This window comes from Gracilinema caldarium (assembly GCF_029265695.1).
In the GTDB taxonomy this organism is placed as follows: Bacteria; Spirochaetota; Spirochaetia; order Treponematales; family Breznakiellaceae; genus Gracilinema; species Gracilinema caldarium_A.
Window position 1 is genome coordinate 24281 of sequence record NZ_JAJUHW010000006.1, and the last position, 18325, is coordinate 42605.

General features: G+C 43.3%; 19 protein-coding genes. 15 read left to right on the top strand and 4 right to left on the bottom strand.

Annotated elements, in window-relative coordinates; translation table 11 throughout:
• The first annotated feature begins 308 nt into the window (after positions 1–308).
• The 10 genes from dnaA to Q7P68_RS03520 all read left to right on the top strand — a co-directional run bounded on the left by dnaA (position 309) and on the right by Q7P68_RS03520 (position 8816).
• Complete coding sequence (dnaA, locus tag Q7P68_RS03475) at positions 309–1730, top strand: chromosomal replication initiator protein DnaA (protein WP_304222845.1); 1422 nt, start codon at positions 309–311, stop codon at positions 1728–1730.
• A gap of 198 nt (positions 1731–1928) precedes the next feature.
• A complete protein-coding gene (gene dnaN / locus Q7P68_RS03480; RefSeq protein WP_304222849.1) occupies positions 1929–3032 on the top strand; it encodes a DNA polymerase III subunit beta in 1104 nt (367 codons plus the stop codon).
• A 3-nt stretch (positions 3033–3035) separates the two neighbouring features.
• Complete coding sequence (gene recF, locus Q7P68_RS03485) at positions 3036–4103, top strand: DNA replication/repair protein RecF (RefSeq protein WP_304222852.1); 1068 nt, start codon at positions 3036–3038, stop codon at positions 4101–4103.
• Positions 4100–4567, top strand: a complete 468-nt coding sequence (locus Q7P68_RS03490; RefSeq protein ID WP_304222854.1) for a DciA family protein — start codon at positions 4100–4102, stop codon at positions 4565–4567. The genes recF and Q7P68_RS03490 overlap by 4 nt, the downstream gene beginning before the upstream one ends.
• A 65-nt stretch (positions 4568–4632) precedes the next feature.
• Positions 4633–4788 (top strand): 50S ribosomal protein L34, encoded by a 156-nt coding sequence (gene rpmH / locus Q7P68_RS03495; protein ID WP_013967490.1) that lies wholly within the window; start codon positions 4633–4635, stop codon positions 4786–4788.
• Between the two features lie 13 nt (positions 4789–4801).
• A complete protein-coding gene (gene rnpA, locus Q7P68_RS03500) occupies positions 4802–5152 on the top strand; it encodes a ribonuclease P protein component (protein WP_369695313.1) in 351 nt (116 codons plus the stop codon).
• A 20-nt stretch (positions 5153–5172) separates the two neighbouring features.
• A complete protein-coding gene (yidD, locus tag Q7P68_RS03505) occupies positions 5173–5370 on the top strand; it encodes a membrane protein insertion efficiency factor YidD (RefSeq protein WP_304223023.1) in 198 nt (65 codons plus the stop codon).
• A 20-nt stretch (positions 5371–5390) separates the two neighbouring features.
• On the top strand, positions 5391–7214 hold the full coding sequence (gene yidC, locus Q7P68_RS03510; RefSeq protein ID WP_304222858.1) for a membrane protein insertase YidC: 1824 nt from the start codon (positions 5391–5393) through the stop codon (positions 7212–7214).
• A 31-nt stretch (positions 7215–7245) separates the two neighbouring features.
• Entirely contained in the window at positions 7246–7932 is a 687-nt protein-coding gene (gene jag / locus Q7P68_RS03515; RefSeq protein ID WP_304222860.1) for an RNA-binding cell elongation regulator Jag/EloR, read from the top strand.
• 92 nt (positions 7933–8024) lie between these two features.
• A complete protein-coding gene (locus Q7P68_RS03520; protein ID WP_304222864.1) occupies positions 8025–8816 on the top strand; it encodes a DUF6675 family protein in 792 nt (263 codons plus the stop codon).
• A gap of 62 nt (positions 8817–8878) precedes the next feature.
• Here Q7P68_RS03520 and Q7P68_RS03525 read toward each other — a convergent pair whose 3' ends face one another.
• Positions 8879–9739 carry a flagellin N-terminal helical domain-containing protein gene (locus tag Q7P68_RS03525; RefSeq protein ID WP_304222866.1) on the bottom strand — a complete coding sequence of 287 codons (861 nt, stop codon included), beginning with the start codon at positions 9737–9739 and terminating at the stop codon, positions 8879–8881.
• A gap of 244 nt (positions 9740–9983) precedes the next feature.
• The gene (locus Q7P68_RS03530; protein ID WP_304222868.1) at positions 9984–10403 is read right to left on the bottom strand and encodes a hypothetical protein; all 420 of its coding nucleotides are present in this window, start codon (positions 10401–10403) and stop codon (positions 9984–9986) included.
• A gap of 125 nt (positions 10404–10528) precedes the next feature.
• Between Q7P68_RS03530 and rsmI the strand changes: the two genes are divergently transcribed.
• The 4 genes from rsmI to Q7P68_RS03550 are packed head-to-tail and all read left to right on the top strand — an operon-like array spanning position 10529 to position 13519.
• Positions 10529–11221: a 16S rRNA (cytidine(1402)-2'-O)-methyltransferase gene (rsmI, locus tag Q7P68_RS03535; protein ID WP_304222871.1), complete on the top strand. Its 693-nt coding sequence runs from the start codon at positions 10529–10531 to the stop codon at positions 11219–11221.
• 42 nt (positions 11222–11263) lie between these two features.
• Entirely contained in the window at positions 11264–11548 is a 285-nt protein-coding gene (locus tag Q7P68_RS03540) for a flagellar biosynthesis anti-sigma factor FlgM (RefSeq protein WP_304222874.1), read from the top strand.
• Between the two features lie 3 nt (positions 11549–11551).
• Positions 11552–12697, top strand: a complete 1146-nt coding sequence (locus Q7P68_RS03545) for an iron-containing alcohol dehydrogenase (protein ID WP_304222877.1) — start codon at positions 11552–11554, stop codon at positions 12695–12697.
• 6 nt (positions 12698–12703) lie between these two features.
• Positions 12704–13519: a TrmH family RNA methyltransferase gene (locus Q7P68_RS03550; RefSeq protein ID WP_304222880.1), complete on the top strand. Its 816-nt coding sequence runs from the start codon at positions 12704–12706 to the stop codon at positions 13517–13519.
• Here Q7P68_RS03550 and Q7P68_RS03555 read toward each other — a convergent pair.
• Positions 13488–14993: an HDOD domain-containing protein gene (locus Q7P68_RS03555; RefSeq protein WP_304222883.1), complete on the bottom strand. Its 1506-nt coding sequence runs from the start codon at positions 14991–14993 to the stop codon at positions 13488–13490. The two genes, Q7P68_RS03550 and Q7P68_RS03555, sit on opposite strands and share 32 nt — an antisense overlap.
• A 77-nt stretch (positions 14994–15070) precedes the next feature.
• Entirely contained in the window at positions 15071–17467 is a 2397-nt protein-coding gene (locus Q7P68_RS03560) for an ATP-binding protein (protein WP_304222885.1), read from the bottom strand.
• Between the two features lie 74 nt (positions 17468–17541).
• On the opposite strand from Q7P68_RS03560, the gene Q7P68_RS03565 reads away from it, so the two are divergent.
• Entirely contained in the window at positions 17542–18315 is a 774-nt protein-coding gene (locus tag Q7P68_RS03565) for an oxygen-binding di-iron domain-containing protein (RefSeq protein WP_304222888.1), read from the top strand.
• The last annotated feature ends 10 nt before the right edge of the window (positions 18316–18325 follow it).

Below are 18325 nucleotides of genomic sequence, written 5' to 3' on the forward strand. Positions count from 1 at the left end.
ATAGCCGTTTACCGATAAAAAGTAAAGGCAAACGCTAGTTCAACAAATATGTGTACAACTTGTGGATAATTTGTTAGAATATTATTATAATTCTTGTAACGATTTAGCTTTGATGTCAAAATTGAATATAATTCTTAATTAAATTGATTTATATCTATGTATTATAAATAATTATTTAAAAACTACTATTCATTTTTATGGTGTTTTTTTATAAAAATGATGGCTATATTACAAAAAATCTATTTGAAAATTCTGAAATAATTGTGGATAATTTGTGAAAAACTTGAAGAAACATTGAGGAAGGCAGTATGGCTGTATGGGATTATGAAATTTTCTGGAAAGAAGCAATGAGCCAGATTAAAGAGGAACTGGAAGAACAGGAATTTGTCATGTGGTTTAATATCCAGTACCTCCGATCGGAAGAAAATACCATCGTCATCGGTGTACCCTCTTCTTTTTACCGCGACCAGGTAAAACTGAGATATCAATCTTTTATAGAAGGAAAATTACACGATTTATCGGGGCAGCAGATATCAATCCAATTTGAAGTGGTTCCTAAGAAACAAAATACAGCTGACACAGATACACGGTCCCAGTCTAACGGAACTACCCCTGAGCGAAGAAGCTCTTCTGAACCTTCGAGCAAAAATCAGAATCAAGCATCCCCTGTCCTTACTCCCCAACAAAAGGATCCCCATCCCCTGCTCCGACGGGATTACACATTCGCCAATTATGTTATCGGAGACAACAATAGTTTTGCCGCTAACGCTGCTCTTGCAATCTCTAAGAATCCTGGAACAGCCTACAATCCCTTCCTTGTTTACGGCGGTGTAGGACTTGGAAAGACCCATCTCATGCAGGCTATTGGAAACTACATCTACGAACATTCCAACGCAAAAATTATCTATATTACTGCTGAAACCTTTACTAACGAGTTTGTACAGGCCGTGCAGGCAAACAAAACTACGGCATTTAAAAATAAATACCGTTTTGTCGATGTTCTTTTGGTTGACGACATTCACTTTTTACAGAACAAGACTGAAACACAAGAAGAGCTCTTTCATACCTTTAACGCCCTCTACGACGCTAATAAGCAAATGATTTTTACCTGCGATCGGCCTGTGTCGGAATTAAAACACCTTTCCGATCGGCTCCGTTCACGCTTTGAACGGGGTCTTACCGTAGATTTACAGCCTCCAGATTATGAAACTCGGCTTGCGATATTAAAGAAGAAAGTAGAGGCCCGAAATGGGTCAATTCCCCAGGAAGTATTGGAATTGGTAAGTAAGAACATTACTTCCAATGTTCGTGACCTAGAAGCGGCGTTGACTAAATTGATCGCCTATACCGAACTTGTTCAAAAACCCATCACTATAGAAATTGCCCAACAGCACTTAAAAGATGTATTTGCCTCCCCAAAACATTCAAATATGTCTATTGAGGTAATTCAGCGGGTTGTGGCCGAATATTTTTCTCTTTCCTATAACGATCTTAAAGGCAAAAAGCGAACTCAAAATATTGTTTTTCCCCGACAGCTGGCAATGTACATAGCACGGGAGATCACTGAATATTCAACAACCGAATTAGGGCTGGAATTTGGAGGCCGGGATCACACTACTGTTATGCATGCTTGTCAGAAAATAGAAGAACGAATTCGTTCCGATCCGACTCTGGAAACGGTAATTCAAAACCTGATTCGTCTTATAAAAGATTATAGAACAAAGAACTGAAAACATGTTATTATTATGAGGAAAGACAGTGGAAAACACTAGTAGTTGTGGGAATGTGGAAAAGGCTGTTCTACTTTTCCCATGATTGTGGATACTATAAATTATTGTTTTATAACGATATATCTACAGTATCCACATATCAATGGCCCCTATTACCACTACTACTAATATTTATATATTAAGAAGGAGATAGGAATTATGAAATTTATTTGCGATCGAAGTATCCTATCAAAAGAAATCGGTATTGCTCAGGAAATCATCTCTAGCAAAAACGCTATTTCCATATTGTCAAATGTATATTTGGAAGCTTCAAATAATACGTTACTTATTAAAGCTACGGATATCAAGGTTAATTTCGAAACCCGTCTTCCGGTAACCGTTCTTGAGGAAGGTTCTACTACTGTTTTCTGCGATAAATTTATGGGTATTCTCAACTCTATTCCTGAGGGAGAAATAGAGTTCGAACAAACGGAAAACAAAATAGTTATCAAACCAAGCTTTAAAAAAATAAAATTTCAGCTTAAAAGTATTACGGCGGACAAATTTCCAGAGTTCCCTGCCGCGGGTACCGCAGAGTCCTTTAACATTCCCATAAAAGATTTAAAGGATATGATAACTCAAACTGTCTTTGCCGTTTCGGATGATGAAACCCGCTATTTTATGAACGGCGTCTTTTTTGAACGGCAGGAAAATGACCTTGTTATGGTCGCCACTGATGGCCGGCGATTGGCTTTTATAAAAAAGCAGATTACGTCTCCGGTGCCTGATTTTAACGGTATCATAATACCGCCAAAAATTCTTAATTTAGTAGTAAAACGGGCGGGTGATGAAGGAATGGCAACAATACGGGTGACAGAAAAGAATATTTTCATCACCTTTGGGGCTTATCAGCTTTCGTCTGTTTTGATCGAAGGTCAATTCCCGAATTATCGCCGGGTTATTCCCGAAAGCCAGAGTCATTCATTCACCATTAACCGGCAGGAAATGCTCGATGCTTTAAAGCGTGTTTCAATTTTGGTTGAACAAAAATCCCGTCGGGTCTATTTGAATGTGAATCCCGGTATGCTTTCGGTTGTTTCCGAAGAAAGCGAAATCGGAGGTGCTAAAGAAGATATTCCCTGCCAATATGCGGGAGACGAAGTATCTATAGCCCTTAATTACCGGTATATCGAAGAGCCCTTTAAAGTAATGAATGAAGAATCGGTCAGCATTTTCTTTACTGAGCCGAACAGAGCTATTACGATTAAACCGGTACCGGAAAAGGACTTTTTCCATATTGTCATGCCTATGCAACATGATTAATCCATGTCTTTTTCTCAATTACGGACTGTCGGTTTCCGCAATCTAGCTGATGCTCTGATTGAATTTCCGTCAAACACGGTTTTTCTTGTTGGCGAAAACGGTCAGGGCAAAACAAATCTGCTGGAAGCCATCTATGTATGCGCCTATGGTTCTTCTTTTAGGGGTGTCCGGGATACTCAGCTGGTAAGAGACGGAAATCGAGAAGCCTCCCTTACTGCTGTTTTATCCGGTGACATTGAGCACCAGGTGCGCATCAAGCTGCAGGGGGCTCAAAAAAGCATACAGATTGATGAAAAGCTGGCAAAAAATCGGAAAGAGCTCATATCTTTAAGTCCCACTATCATTTTTTGTCATGAAGATATGGAATTTGTCTCAGGAAGTCCTGAGCGACGGCGATGGTTTTTTGATCAAACCTTAAGTTTGTATGATAGCCTGTATTTGGAGGATCTTCAGCGTTACCGGCATATACTGAAACTCCGTAATGTGATCCTTAAAGACGGATTTATAGATACCCTTGAAAGCCTCGATTACCAGCTTGCAACGGTCGGTTTAGCTCTTATCGAAAAAAGAAAAATGATTTCTGATCAATTTTCCGCTGTATTTTCCCAGTTATACGAAAAAATAACAGGAATCGATGGTGTTATACTTTGTTATAAGCCTTCCTGGACTTCCGCAGACAGGGACACCATTGTAGAACACCTGGTAAAAACAAGGGAACGGGAATTGATTTTAAAAATGAGCCTTTCGGGGCCTCACCGGGACCGCTACCAATTTGTCCGATATGAACGGGAGTTTGAGACCCAGGCTTCTACTGGGCAGCGGCGTCTTCTCGCACTGCTTCTTCGTGTAGCTCAAGCGATGCTCTATACAAGTATAGCAAAGAGGCTTCCTGTATTGCTGCTGGATGATGTTATGCTTGAACTGGATCCAGAAAAGCGGAAAAAATTCTTTTCAGTTCTTCCTGAAAACGAACAGGCCTTTTTTACTTTTTTGCCTGAAGAGCCCTTTGACCGCTATAAACCTGAAGGCACTCTGGTGTATCATGTTAAAAACGGGGAGCTTAGGTTATGAAAAAAGCAGGTGATATTCTTTCCGCATTTTTTGATGAACGGCTTGTAAAAGAGGGAAAGACCTATTCCGAACTTTTTAAATCATGGTTCCAGATTGCGGGAGAACGGCTCGCTGCCCATAGCCGTATAGTTGAGTTGGAACGGAATATACTATTTGTCGAAGCTGATCATCCTGGTTGGATCATGATACTTCAATCGAAAGAAAAGGATATACTTGATCAGGTTCGCCGCTCCTTTCCACACCTGACTATAAATGGTATCAGCATACGACTTGCAAAGTCAGGGATATCTCTGCCCGATACTAAATCAGAATCTACTGAAGCGGTGCAGCGTGATGAACAAAATCCGCAAATTGAGACCTCTCATGAATTTGATGGAGATCCCGATTATGATAAAATTCAGGATCCTCATCTCAAAGAACTTTTACAGCGTTTGGAGCGGGGAATTAAGGCAAAGCATACATAGGTTGACCAAAAACCGGTCTTTGTTCTATACTTCCTTGCCGTTATATTAATCAAGGAGATTCTCCCATGAAACGTACATATCAGCCCAGTAAAGTAAAGCGCAACCGGAAATTTGGTTTCCGCGCGCGGATGAAAACCCGGGGCGGCCGTCTTGTATTAAAGCGGCGTCGGGCAAAGGGTCGGGCAAAGCTTACTGTTTCCGACGAAAAGAAGCCCTATTAAAAAAGGTATTGAACTGTCTTTCCGGTTTCGATCTGCGGAACGACTTAAGGGAAGGGAAGAAATACGAAGAGCTTTTGCCGATGGGAGAAAATTTTCCTGTAATGGCGCAAAGCTCTTTGTGGTTCAGAACGGCTTGCCGGTGAACAGAATCGCCTTTACCTTTGCGCGGAAATATGGAAATGCGGTTCAGCGAAACCGTTCCCGGCGTTTAAGCCGGGAAGTCTATCGACTGTTAAAAGCCCGGCTTTGTATCGGTTATGATCTGGTGCTTCTGGTGTATCCAGGGGCTGATACTTTTGCAGACCGTTTGGAACAGCTTGAGACTCTTTTTCGGAAAGCCGGCTTATTTTTGGATAAAACGTGAAAGGTATCGTAAAAAATCTGATGCTTTTATTCATCAGATTTTATCAAAAGGCTATCTCTCCCCTCTTTCCTCCCTCATGTCGGTATACACCGACGTGTTCACATTATACCTATGAGGCAATTCAAAAATATGGTCCATTAAAAGGACTTTGGCTGGGAATAAAGAGAATACTCCGGTGTCATCCGTTTCATCCCGGCGGATATGATCCGGTACCCTAATATAACATCGAGGAATTTTGATGGACGAAGAAAAACGAATACTTTTAGCCGTAGTGCTTTCTGTGGTGGTTATTTCCGGAAGTTTTATGCTTCAGAGCTATTTTGCTCCTCCTCCAAAGACACCGGTTACCACGACTGAACAACCCCAAAAGCTTGATTCCCAAGGGAATACCAAAATTGCTGAATCCAGCAACGGAACTAATCTTACCAACAGTACTTCTTCAGATCCTCTGGTTTTTGTTCCTGAAACGGCGGTTTCAAATGTTCCTGTAGCGGAAGAAAAAATCACAATTGAAACAAACCTTGTTCGGGTCGTACTTTCAAATAAGGGTGGGGACATTCTTTCTTATAAGCTGAAGGAGCATAAGGACCAGAATGATTTTGTAGAAATGGTGCTTCCTACAGATGAGGAATCCCATGCCTTTACCCTTGCCTTTGGTGGTATTGATGCTAAACCTAGAACTGAGTTTTTTAATATAAATAGGATTTCTGACACGGTGGTGGAATTCTACCGGGACTATACACTGCCAAAAGGTGAATCAAACGGCGGTTCCGGTGAAAATGCTACGTTCCGGCTCATCAAACGGTACGAATTTAAAAACAACGATTATATGTTTGAGCTTTCCGTCACCTTGGACGGCGGTTACTCTGTGCCGAGCCTAAACTTTTCCGGTGTTGCCTACACAATCGAATTTGGCCCCCAGATTGGTCCGAAATTTGAAAAACTGGACCAGCGGTATGATTACCGACACTACTATACCTATACAAACGGTAAACAAAAGACTGAAAAGGTAGACAAAAAAGCGCCTACCCTCATCAATTCAAGAATATCCTGGGCCGCTATTGCCGGAAAATATTTTACGTTTATAGCCGTTCCTGATGCGACTAATTATACCTATGCCTTTTCTTCCATACCGGTTCAAGGTTTGCAGGATACATCGCGGTTCTACATAATTAGGCCTGCTTTGAATGGTTCTCGGACTACCGATGTGCTCCGTTTTTATCTTGGGCCTAAGACCCAGAAAGCTTTGGCCGCCTATGATGTGAGCGACAAGAATGCATTTAAGCTGAGCGGTATGAACATGACCAGCGTGGCCAATACGAGCGGTATTCTTGGCCCGGTAGAAACAGTGTTGAAATGGTTCCTGCTTATCTTTTATAAAATAATTCCCAACTACGGTGTTTCGATTATTCTTTTAACTATCCTCGTTAAGCTTCTGATGTTCCCCTTAACGAAAAAGGGGTCCGAGTCTACTATTCGCATGCAGGAGCTGTCGCCGAAAATTAAGGAAATTCAGGAGAAGTATAAAGATAATCCGAACAAAATGAATGCGGAAATGGCGGAGCTGTATAAAAAGGAAGGCTATAATCCCATGGCGGGATGTCTGCCCATGTTGCTCCAGATTCCGATATTCTTTGCCATGTATAATCTTTTTAACAATCATTTTGATCTGCGGGGCGCACTCTTTATCCCTGGATGGATCCCTGATTTGTCGTTGCCCGAATCTGTGTTTAGTTTCGCACCATATAAAATTCCGATTTTGAACTGGAGCGATATACGCTTATTGCCCTTTATATATCTTGTTTCCCAGCTCTTGTATGGCAAGGTGACCCAGACTCCGGATCAGCAAAATAACTCACAAATGAAGATTATGCTGTATGCAATGCCGATCATGTTCTTCTTCATTCTCTATGATGTTCCGTCGGGTCTCTTGGTGTACTGGATCATGTCGAACCTGCTTACTTTGGTGCAGCAGATGATTATAAACCAGTATCTTGCGAGGCATAAGGCGTCCCGTGCCGCCCCAGAGCCGGTAATAGCACCGAAGCGGAAAAAACGATAAATGAGCATTATCTCTTGCGAGGAGTATTCGTATGACATATGAATTTGAAGGCCGGACCGAAAAGGAGGCCATTGATCGAGCTGCAGAGGAATTAAGACTAGAAAAGGATCAGTTTGATGTAGAGATCCTAGAAACCCAACGATCTACCCTGTTTAAAAAAGGCTTTGTCCGTATTCGGGTGCATACGGATGAACCGGTAACGCTTTCCAAAGAAACCACTGTTTCAAAACCGGTGTATGGAGATCCGGAGCCTAAAAATGATTTTGAAACCAATTTGGTGAACTTTGTTACGGATCTTATTGAAAAAATGGGTTATCCAGGAAAAGTTTCTATTTTATTCCGGGAAGAAAAGAAAATAGGACTTAAAATTGATTCTGAACATTCTTCTATTCTTATTGGGAAAAAGGGAAAAAACCTTGACGCCCTTCAGCTGCTTGCAAATATATATGCAAGCAAATTGGGTTATGATGATATGCGGGTAATTCTGGATGCTGAAAATTACCGTATTCGTCGTGAAGAGTCCCTTGTTCGTCTTGCCTATTCGGTGGCAGACAAGGTGCGGGAGAGCCGCGGTTCTATTTTGCTTGAACCCATGAACCCCTTTGAACGAAGGCTTATTCACACAACCCTGAATGATATTGCGGATGTGGAAACAAAAAGTGAAGGTGAAGGACTGTATAAACAGGTCCGGGTATTTTATAAAGGTACCCGTCATTAAACGGGTTATACAGTTTTAATGATACCAAGGCCGGTTTCATCATGGTTTTGATGAAGTCGGCCTTATCTTTTTAGGAGAAAGGAAATAAAAAAATGAAAAAGATTTTTATTGTTATGTTCTTAGCACTCTCTTTGTTCGGACAATTAGGCGCGGCTAGTATTTCGGATTTTATTTCAAAAGAAACTTTTGTTTTATTGCAGAAGGATCAAAAAATCGTAAATGTTTCGACTAGCAATATGCAGGCTCTGTATGTGCCAAATAATGGACTCCAAAAAAAACTTGTACAGGAAATAATTGAAACTATTCATCCGACCTTATTGGTAGAAAACTTGTATTTGTACCGAAAACCAGCCTCTAAAATAGGAATGGTGTGGCTTCCTGCAGAACAGCTGCGGCTTTTCAATAATATTCGCTCAATTAGCACCCTGACTGGTATTGAATATTATTCGGCTAGCAGGAAAAAAATGCGCACCTTTTATGAGTTTTCAACGGTGATTGATAATCTGGAAAATAAAAAGACCGTCGCTGATCCTGTTGTAAGTTCGCTTCCGAATGAATCTACCCTTTTCGCCCGTCAGAAAGATTTGACCTTTGGGGATAATGTGTACCGGTATGATTATAAAACCACCGAAAACAGCATTGTATTTATACAGACCAACCTCACAACCCTTTCGTACGGAATTATTCCCCTGGTGCAGAAAGAAAATTTAAAATCCCTCATTGGTATCCTTGATTGTGATGAGGGGCTCCTCCTGTATGCGGCAACCTTTGCAAAGGCAAGCATGATCCCCGGTGTGGAAGGTAAAATACGTGATTCCTTTGCGAACAGGACCGAAGCGGTTTATAAATGGTTTGTAGAGAAGGCCGATTCGGTATTTAAATAAAAAAAAGGAGTTTTTCGGGAACTTGGCCCGAAAAACTCCATCCTTCCTTACCGGTTAAAAACCTACTGGAGCAGCTGCAGTACACCCTGGGATTTCTGGTTAGCCTGGGCAAGCATTGCATTGCCAGCCTGACTCAGGATTCTGTCTTTGGTGAACTTGACCATTTCATTAGCCATGTTGGTATCGCGGATACGGGATTCTGCGGCTTGCATGTTTTCTGCTCCGATATCGATACCGCGAATAGCGTGTTCCAGACGGTTCTGGTAGGCTCCCAAATCGGCCCGCTGTTTGTTGACCTTTTTAAGAGCTTCATCAAGGGTTCCGATGGCACGGTTGGCAGTGTCAGGATCGGCGAGAGAAAGAATAGAATTGTCACCGGCATTGCGGACTCCGAGGCCCTTGGATGTCATGGTGCCAATGTACACTCTTTCGCGCTGATCCATGTTGGCTCCAATATGGAACCACATTGAGGCAGTAACAACATTTTCTCCGGTTGCCCGGGCAAACCGTCCGGTGAGCATATTCATTCCGTTGAACTGTGCATGGGAAGCAATCCGGTCGATTTCGTCTACCAGCTGGGAGACTTCTACCTGGATCTGCATCCGGTCTTCTGCGGTATAAATACCGTTTGAAGCCTGGACTGCCAGTTCACGGAGTCGCTGAATGATGTCCTGGGATTCCTGCAGATATCCTTCTGCGGTTTGAATGAAGGAAATACCGTTCGAAGCGTTGGTGGACGCTTGGTTCAAACCGCGGATCTGGCTCCGCATCTTTTCAGATACGGCTAATCCGGAGGCATCATCACCGGCGCGGTTAATTCGCATGCCGCTGGAAAGTTTCTCCATACTTTTGTCCATACTGGTCTGAGTAACACGGAGAGACCTGTCAGCATACATGGCGCTCAGGTTGTGGTTGATAATCATAGACTTCACTCCTTTGGCGTTTTCGACGCAAACCGCTTAAGGCGGGTTAGGCGCCGCGGCATCCTTGCCGTTGCTCTACGAAAAGCTGAAACGTGCCTGGAACCCTCGACCCGCCCGAAAAGGAAGGGTTGAGGATATTGAGGAGCTATTTTACAAATACAGTGGCCCGACGGGCATATATTTGCCTTAGTCACCTCATTAAAAGTATCGGATTTGCATATTGAGGGCTTTACAGAAAAGTATGTTATTTTGAAATGCCTGTTTTTCGGCAGCGGGAGCATCCGAGTACATGTACATGGGAGCGGCCTGGCTTATCAAACAGACGGGCAACAAGCACCTCTTGCGATGAGAGCGTTGCATTACAAACAGGGCAGATACGTTTCCGGTCCCCTGATAAGCAATAAATACACCCAAAGATGTGCATGAGCCGGTCCGTACCATTTACAGTAGGAAAGGCTGAAGATTTTACCCGTTCTCCCTCAGCAAGCTTTGCTCCACAGACTGGACAGGTGCGCGGATCTCCTGGTGTTCCCTCTAGAGGCCCGTTGTAACGGGGGACTGGGTTTTTTGAATTATGAGAAAAACCAAAAAAGAGTGAATATCCGAAATATAGGAGTACCGTAGCTATTATGATCATCACGAGAATTTGAACTATATCAGCCATGATTTTAATGCTGATTATACAGTATTGTGATACAGAAAGAAATGAGCCAATTTTAAAAGTTCGCTGCTTTTCTCTGGCGAATTGCCTGCTAGCCGACCAAGGGTAATACAGATATACTGTAAATTGTGTCTACTTTATATGTAATAGCTACACCGATCGGTAATTTGGGAGATATAAGCTTTCGGGCTGTTGAAATTCTCAAATCGGTTGATGTGGTAGCCTGCGAAGATACTCGTCAAACTTTAAAATTACTCAACCATCTGGGAATATCCGTGCGGCTTATTTCCTGTAGAGCCCACAATGAAGGTATTGCAGCCGAAAAAGTGATTAACCTTTTAAATGAAGGTTTAACGGTTGCTTATGCAAGCGATGCGGGAACCCCTGGAGTGAGCGATCCTGGAGCTGTTCTGGTTCGATTGGTGGCCGAAGCGGGGCATAATGTTATTCCAATTCCTGGTCCTTCTGCTTTTGCATCCCTTGTGAGTGTGGCTGGAGGTCTCGATAAGACGGTAATTTTTGAGGGTTTTCTTTCTCCAAAGCCAGGACGGCGGAGAGCGAGGCTTCAGGAGCTCTTGAATACAGACTCTGCATTTGTTATTTATGAATCACCATTCAGGATACTTAAGTTTTTGGAGGATCTTGCCGATCTTGATAAGGACCGATATCTCTGTGTGGGCCGTGAAATGACCAAGATGCATGAAGAGTACTTGCGTGGATCCGTAGCGGAAATCTTGGGTATTTTGCAGTCCAGGGAGACGCAAAAAGGCGAATTTTCGGTGTATGTATCTGGCAAGAAAAAGGATAAACTATTAGAATAAAAGGGCCGATGTAATATCTATACGGCAAGGCAGGATGAAGTTATGACAGTTGACAGAATTGGTTCCATTGATCCTATTCAAAACAGCAAAAAGACGGGAAAACCCGAAGCGGTTCACAAAAAAGGTTCCGCCGATTCGGTGTCTTTGTCCAATGAAGCTGTCGAGAAGGGGGACTTATATCAGGCTATCGAACTGGTATCATCAGCCTCAGACGTCCGTATGGATAAAATTGCTGAACTGAAACAGAAAATCAACGATCCATCCTATATAAACGATACGGTTATAAACAAAACTGCCGAAAAGATCATGGATCTGTTCGGTTTATGATCTATGCCGGATATCTCCTTTAAACTGGATCCAAAAATAATTATTGGCCCTGAAACGGTTAATAGGCTTGGCGGTATTTGCTCTGAGTATGGAAGCAGGGTTGTTCTGGTAACAGAACAGGTTCTATACGAAAATAAAATAATTGATCGCGTTGTTCAGGTTCTGGAAGATTCTCAGGTAGAAACAATAGTATTTGATGAAATTCCTCCCCAGGCTACTGCTGAGATTGCAGAACAGGTAGCTGAACTTGCCCGCGGCGGACGTTGCAGCGCCATTATTGGCCTTGGGGGATTAAAAACCCAGGCTATTAGCCGGCTTGCTTCCATGCTTAAAGAAGCTGGCGCTTATTTATTTGATTTACTTGACGGTCTTATGGCTGAATGGAACTGCCTGCCCTATATTGCGGTTCCCACAAGCGGCAGGGACCCTTTTTTATTTTCCGATCGTTTTATCGCCGTAGATCCCCGGGATCGGTCGGTTAAGATCGTGCGGACACCTCCAGGCCTCTGTGTTGCTGCTATTATTGACAGTGGTGTTTCTGAACTCTTGTCCGATAAATTTGCTGCTACCGTAGCTTTTGATGGCCTCTGTGTTGCGATAGAATCATATTGTTCTACAAAAGCTAATTTTCTTTCCGATGCTATTCTTGAACAGGCCATTGCATCATACGGTCATATTTTGGATTCCTTTTCGGAGAACCGAACCTTTGATTTGGTCGGTAATTCATCTCATGCAGGTTTTTTAACTGCCCTTGGTTCTGCGGTCAGCGCCCCTGGTATCGGTACCGCATTAGCGTACGCCTTAAACGGCCGTTTCCCTGTAGCAAAATCGTGGTGTTCTACTGTTTTATTGCCCCATATAATGGAACGTCTTGTTCCTGCTCGGCCTGAAAAATTAGCAAAGATTGCCGAATTGCTCGGAGAACCCGTAACGGGGGTGCCGGTAGCAGAGGCTGCAAGCCTTGCTGTTGATGGGGTACGGCGAAGAATGGGTGTTTTATCTGTTCCAGCTCGGCTTAAGGATTTTAATCTGGTTTTAGATCGGCTCGTTCCGGTGGCAGAAACTGCCCGCAGTCTCGATTTTATTGCCTATTCTCCAAGGCCGATCACCAGCGATGAAGCCTACGATATACTGAAACAGGCATTTTAAGCATCTATGATTACAATTGAAAAATTGCGCAAACTTCCCCGGCATCAGCGCTTGCATAAAATTGAAAAGATATTGACCCAATATGAGTATCAACTCGTGGGGAAGCCTCTGAGCTCCGAATTGATACACGGTTCCTATATTATCGACGTCGTCCGATTATTGACTTTTGATAATGATTTTGAAGATGCGACACGGCTCTATATTACTAAATTATTAGATGAAATGAAGGATGAATCTGATCAAAGACCCTTTGTTAATAAAATTCGTCATGTGCTTCTTACCGTATGTGGTACTACGGTAGCTGATTGGGATTTTATAGATGATGAGGGAAAATTAAACTCACAAATCCGTAAGATTTTGCCAGGAGTACAGGTTTTTCTAGAGGATATACGATCACCCTTTAATGTAGGATCTATTTTCAGGACCGCAGAGTGCTTTGGTGCAGAAAAACTCTATTTATCACCCTTTTGTGCAGATCCGCTTCATCCAAGGGCAGAACGAAGCGCTATGGGCTGTGTGCGATCTCTATCCTGGGAACGCAGGTCGCTGGATTCTTTTGAAGGCCCGCTCTTTGCCCTTGAAACCGGGGGCACACCGCTGGATCAGTTTAAATTTCCAGAAAAAGCAACGATGATAATTGGATCTGAAGAGCTGGGGGTCTCATCAGAGGCGTTGCACCGGGCAGATGCCTCCTTAGGAAGGCTATCTATACCCACCATCGGCGCAAAGGGTTCTCTTAATGTAGGCGTTGCTTTTGGAATAGCTATGCAGCGATGGATGGAGTATATTCTTAAACCCGGCTCCGCTGATTCTCCCGTTTAAAACCGACCGAAAATTTTTCCAGCAGAACTTCGAGCTGTTTCTCATTAGAAATTCCGAAGGATGCTAGGGGTTTTTTATCGATCTGATCAAACGTAATGGTTCCTGTCTCGTATTCACAGAGCATGTTGGCAAGGTATACCGTTTCGACCAGATCCTTGAATTCGGTGGGGGCTACATTAGGATCATGATGCAGCCGTATTGCACTGACTAGGTTATCGGGGAAGTTCCATTTTTCTGCTATTAGAGCCCCGATTTCGGCGTGGTTAAGTCCTGCAGCTAAATCTTCAAAGGTAGAGGCTGGAATTCCCTTTTCTATGCAAAAGGTTTTAATTTTATTTAAAAGGTCAGGATGTACATTGGCAAAAATGATTTTGCCCATGTCATGGAGTATACCGCCGACATAGACGTCGTCGAGTAGGTTTCGGTCCTTACGGAAATTTTTTGCTAGATTATAGGCGTAAAAAGCGGTTTTATATGAATGTTCCCAGAGGATGCGTTTGTCTGTAGTATCGTCTCCTAAAATTTTCTGGGTTCCGTAGGAATAGAGAAGGTTTTTTATACCCCTAATTCCCACCATTTTAACCGCTTCTGAAATACTGTCGACCTTTTTAGAAAGCATAAACTGGGCAGAATTGACAATTTTTAAAAGGTCCGCGGTCATAGCAGGGTCCATGGAAATTTGCCGGGCAATATCAGTCATTTCGGACTTGGGATCGTTAATGAGTTTCTGGATCATGACGATATTTTCGGGAAATTGGGGTAAGGAGCTAACCTGGTCTACGATTGCCTGAGACAATATAGAAAGATTTTCTACCCTGGTCTGGTCAAGGGGTATGGTGATTCTAGCAATGGTTTCGGTGTCACTGGCGACTATATCAAAACAATCTTCGTCGAGACCGATTTTTTTAAGCATCAGCACCAAAATAACGAGTCCGAGACCGGCGCCTTCTGAGTCATCCAAAACCTGGGTAAGGGCTTCTTCAAGGGAATTGTATTGGCGGGAGCGGGCGAGCTTATCATGAATACGGATCAGTTCCGTTTTAGTGATGGTTACGTTGTTTCTAATTTCTAGATTGATAATTTGAGCTTTGACATGCAGGATAACCTTAATGTATAGGCCCTTTTCCTTTTGGAGCTGCAGATAATGGCCGATATTATCCATGGTTTCCTGCTTAAAATTGGCCATTCCGATTTTATAGTCCTCCGGGTTATTGAGATCCAATCCCCGTTCTTGGAAATAGACCCGCTTGGTATTTGCTTTTTTAGCGTTTACCGCAAGCTCCCGTAAACAGTAGGATAGATAGTCTTTAAGTTTTTCCTGGCCCAGCTCTTTTAGAAATACCTCTAAAACCTCTTCAATATATACTTCTATTTCATGAGGCAGGGTATAGGTTGTTATGGTGAGGGGTATTCCTGAATTAATGGCTTTTTTAATTCTTGCAACATCAACAATTAGTTCCTGCGATACAGCCATACATTATTCCTTAAAAAAATAAAAAAAAGCTACTGAAAAGTATAACATTACAGACAGTGATTCTGCAAGGATTTGGCTTAAGTTTCATATCGTTTAATAATTGTAGCCATTCGCTTGAGTTCCCGGGAAACAATACCGTTAATAGTATCCGGCGGAAAGACCCCATCTTCGTCTGCAATCCCTGCAGGTTTGCCCATAAAGACCTCTAAAGCTTCATCAATAGTATTAACCGCATAGAGGTGGAATAGTCCTGCTTGAATATCTTTTTGGACCAGAGTGCTCAGAATAAGATTGTTCATGTTTCTCCGAGGTATCAGCACTCCCTGTGTTCCGGTGAGACCCCGTTTAAAGCAGATTGAATGGAAGCCTTCGATTTTTTCAGAGACCCCTCCTACGGGCTGCATATCTCCCAGCTGGTTAACGCTGCCCGTGATTGCCAGGTCTTGTCTGAGTGGGACGCCCGAAATAGCCGATATAATTGCGCAGAGTTGGGCTGCTGTCGCAGAATCGCCGTCTATGGGGGTGTACATCTGTTCGAAACACACACTGGCTGTGATGGAAAGGGGGAATGTTCTGGCATAACGGGAACGGAGATATCCTGAAAGAATGAGCACCGCCTTATCAAAAATCTCACCTGAAAGTCCCGATTCACCTTCGATATTGATAACCCCTCCGTCGCCGGGAGCGACTTGGGCAGAAACAACGACGGGAATCCCGTAAGAATAGTAGCCTCGGTCATGTACAGCGAGTCCGTTTATTTTACCAATAGCAGTCCCGCTGAATTGTATAATAATTTCATCTGCTAATATCATGGATTGAATCGTTTCTTCTGGCAGCCTGTGAAGATAGGAACGCAGTTCAAGAGTTTTTTGGATCACTTCGGCGGAAATCCCTGATAATTGATGTTCCCGGGCATACCAGGTAGCTTCCCTCAGAAGATCTACAACTCGGGAAAAACGGGTGCTGAGTTTTTGCCGGTGTTCCGCATCACGGACACTCCATTCAAGAACCGCTGAAACCCCTGAGGACTCTAGAGGCAAAAGCCCTTCTTCCTGAACAATTTTATGCAGAAATGCCGCGTATCGCTGCTGTGAATGCTCGTTTCTATTCATGGTTGAATCAAACTCGGCACATATTTTGAACAGCTTCTGAAAATCCGGATCTGTTTGGTATAAAATGTCATAGGTGGATTCTTCGCCGATCAAAACAACTTTGACATACAGTTCAATAGGTTCCGGTTTAATAATAAGGGGACTGGCGATCGGGTTTGGAGGACACTGAATTTCGACAATACCTGTTTGCAGTACCCGTTTAAGATATGGCCAGGCTTCCTCGTCTTGAACAATGTCTTCCGCTCTCAGGACAAGAATTCCGCCCGCTGCTTTTATGAGGCTGCCAGCTCTGATTCGCAGGTATGCGGAACGGAGTTCTTCGGTTACTGATCCTGGTGGTTCAATGGTACCAACAAGATTGGTGAGGGTAGGGCGGTTTTCGAAAATGACAGGAGGGCTTGATATTCCCGATCGGTCTACTATGATGTTGGCTCCGTAACGAATAAGGGCTGAAGGGTGGCTATGGCTGCGTTGTGCTTCTTTTTCGAGCCGTTCGGCATAAAATAAAGGGAGATGCCCAATAATGTCCTCTTCTAAAGTATGGAGCCAAGCGGTGATTGCAGGATATGGAAATTCGTCGGACAATTTCTCTATCTGTGAATGAATTTGAGGTTTGAGCATTTCTTTAGAAAGTTCTTGAATTTTTCTATCCAAATCCATACGTTCCCGTTTAAGGGAATCAAAAAGCCCCTTCATGTGGTCGATCAGGGCATAGTAAGTTTCCCGGAGGGCATTCCATTCAGCGGCAGAAAGGGTGCCGCTTGCAACCTGGGCTTGGAGATCTTCAAATGAGATTGGAACTCCATCCCGCAGGGGCACTAGATCAGTACTTTGGGATTCCCCTTCGTTTATCTGCACAATCTGAAAACCAAGAGATGCAGCTTCACTTTCAAAAGCGCTCAGGGTTTTATTTTCCTGTTGTTCCATTAAAGAAACCAGGTTGCTTTTTTTGTTTTTAAACACATCACTTTCTCTATGGAGCTTGACGAGCCGTTTCATTTCTTCGATGAAGTCATGTAATTTTTGTTTAAATAGTCTGCCTGTTCCGGCAGGCAGTTGAATGATATGAGGTTCAGTAGGAACAGCATAGTTAGGCACATATACAAAATCTTGCAGGTTGGCCTGGGATGCAGTATAGTTTGTTAATGCCTTGAGTAGAGCTGTGCGTCTTCCGGTTCCCGGAGAACCCTGGATGTAGATGTTGTATCCCTTCGCATGGATTCCCAATCCAAGCGATAGGGCTTTCATCGCTCTGCTTTGGCCAATGATGGTAGCATCCGAATCTATGGTTTCAGATAATGCTGGAGGAGAAATGGTAAATACTATATCTTCTGGAGATAATTCATACTTGTTTAGGTTCACAACTGATGCTCCTTATAGTAAACTATGAGGTGTTGGTTCATAGATTTCAAGGGCAAGGATGATGGAGGATACATATGATTGCTGCAGATGAGGTAAACGGCAAAATTCTATATCAAGATACGGATCACATGTTTATTTGGCTTGGAGCTGATCCGGAAAGTGCTTCTGGGGTCGTGCAAACCAATCAATATCTTATTATTGATAAAGGCCGCGGAGTCCTTCTTGATCCGGGTGGCATTCACCTCTTTGCCCGGGTTGTAGCGGTTGCTAGCCGCTATATAGCTCTTGATAAAATCGATGCAATATTTTTTTCTCACCAGGATCCGAATGTATCCTCTGGTATTGCCCTGTGGCTTGGGGTGACTTCTGCAAAGATTTATGTCAGCTCCCTTTGGCTTCGGTTTTTGCCCCACTTCGGTATTGTGGATCAGAGCAGAATGGTTGGGATAGAAGAGTTTGGTAACACTTTTAAATTCGGTTCTGGGGCACTTCTGCGTTTTCTGCCTGCCCACTTTTTACATTCTACAGGAAATTACTCGGCCTTTGATGAACGGTCTGGCATTTTGTTCTCCGGTGATATTGGAGCTGCAGTGTTCCCAGCAGGAAAGGAACAGCTTTTTATAGATGATTTCACCGCTGCATTGCCCTTTATTGAGCCCTTCCATAAACGATATATGGCCTCTAATAAAGTAACCTCTTTGTGGGTGCGTCAGGTCCGTGAATTAAAACCCCGCTTGATTGCAGCCCAGCATGGGGGTGTATATCGAGGGGATGCGGTTTCAGCCTTTCTTGATTGGCTGGGTAAGCTTACCTGCGGAATCGATACTATCGAATCCATCTATAAATAGGGACAGGGTA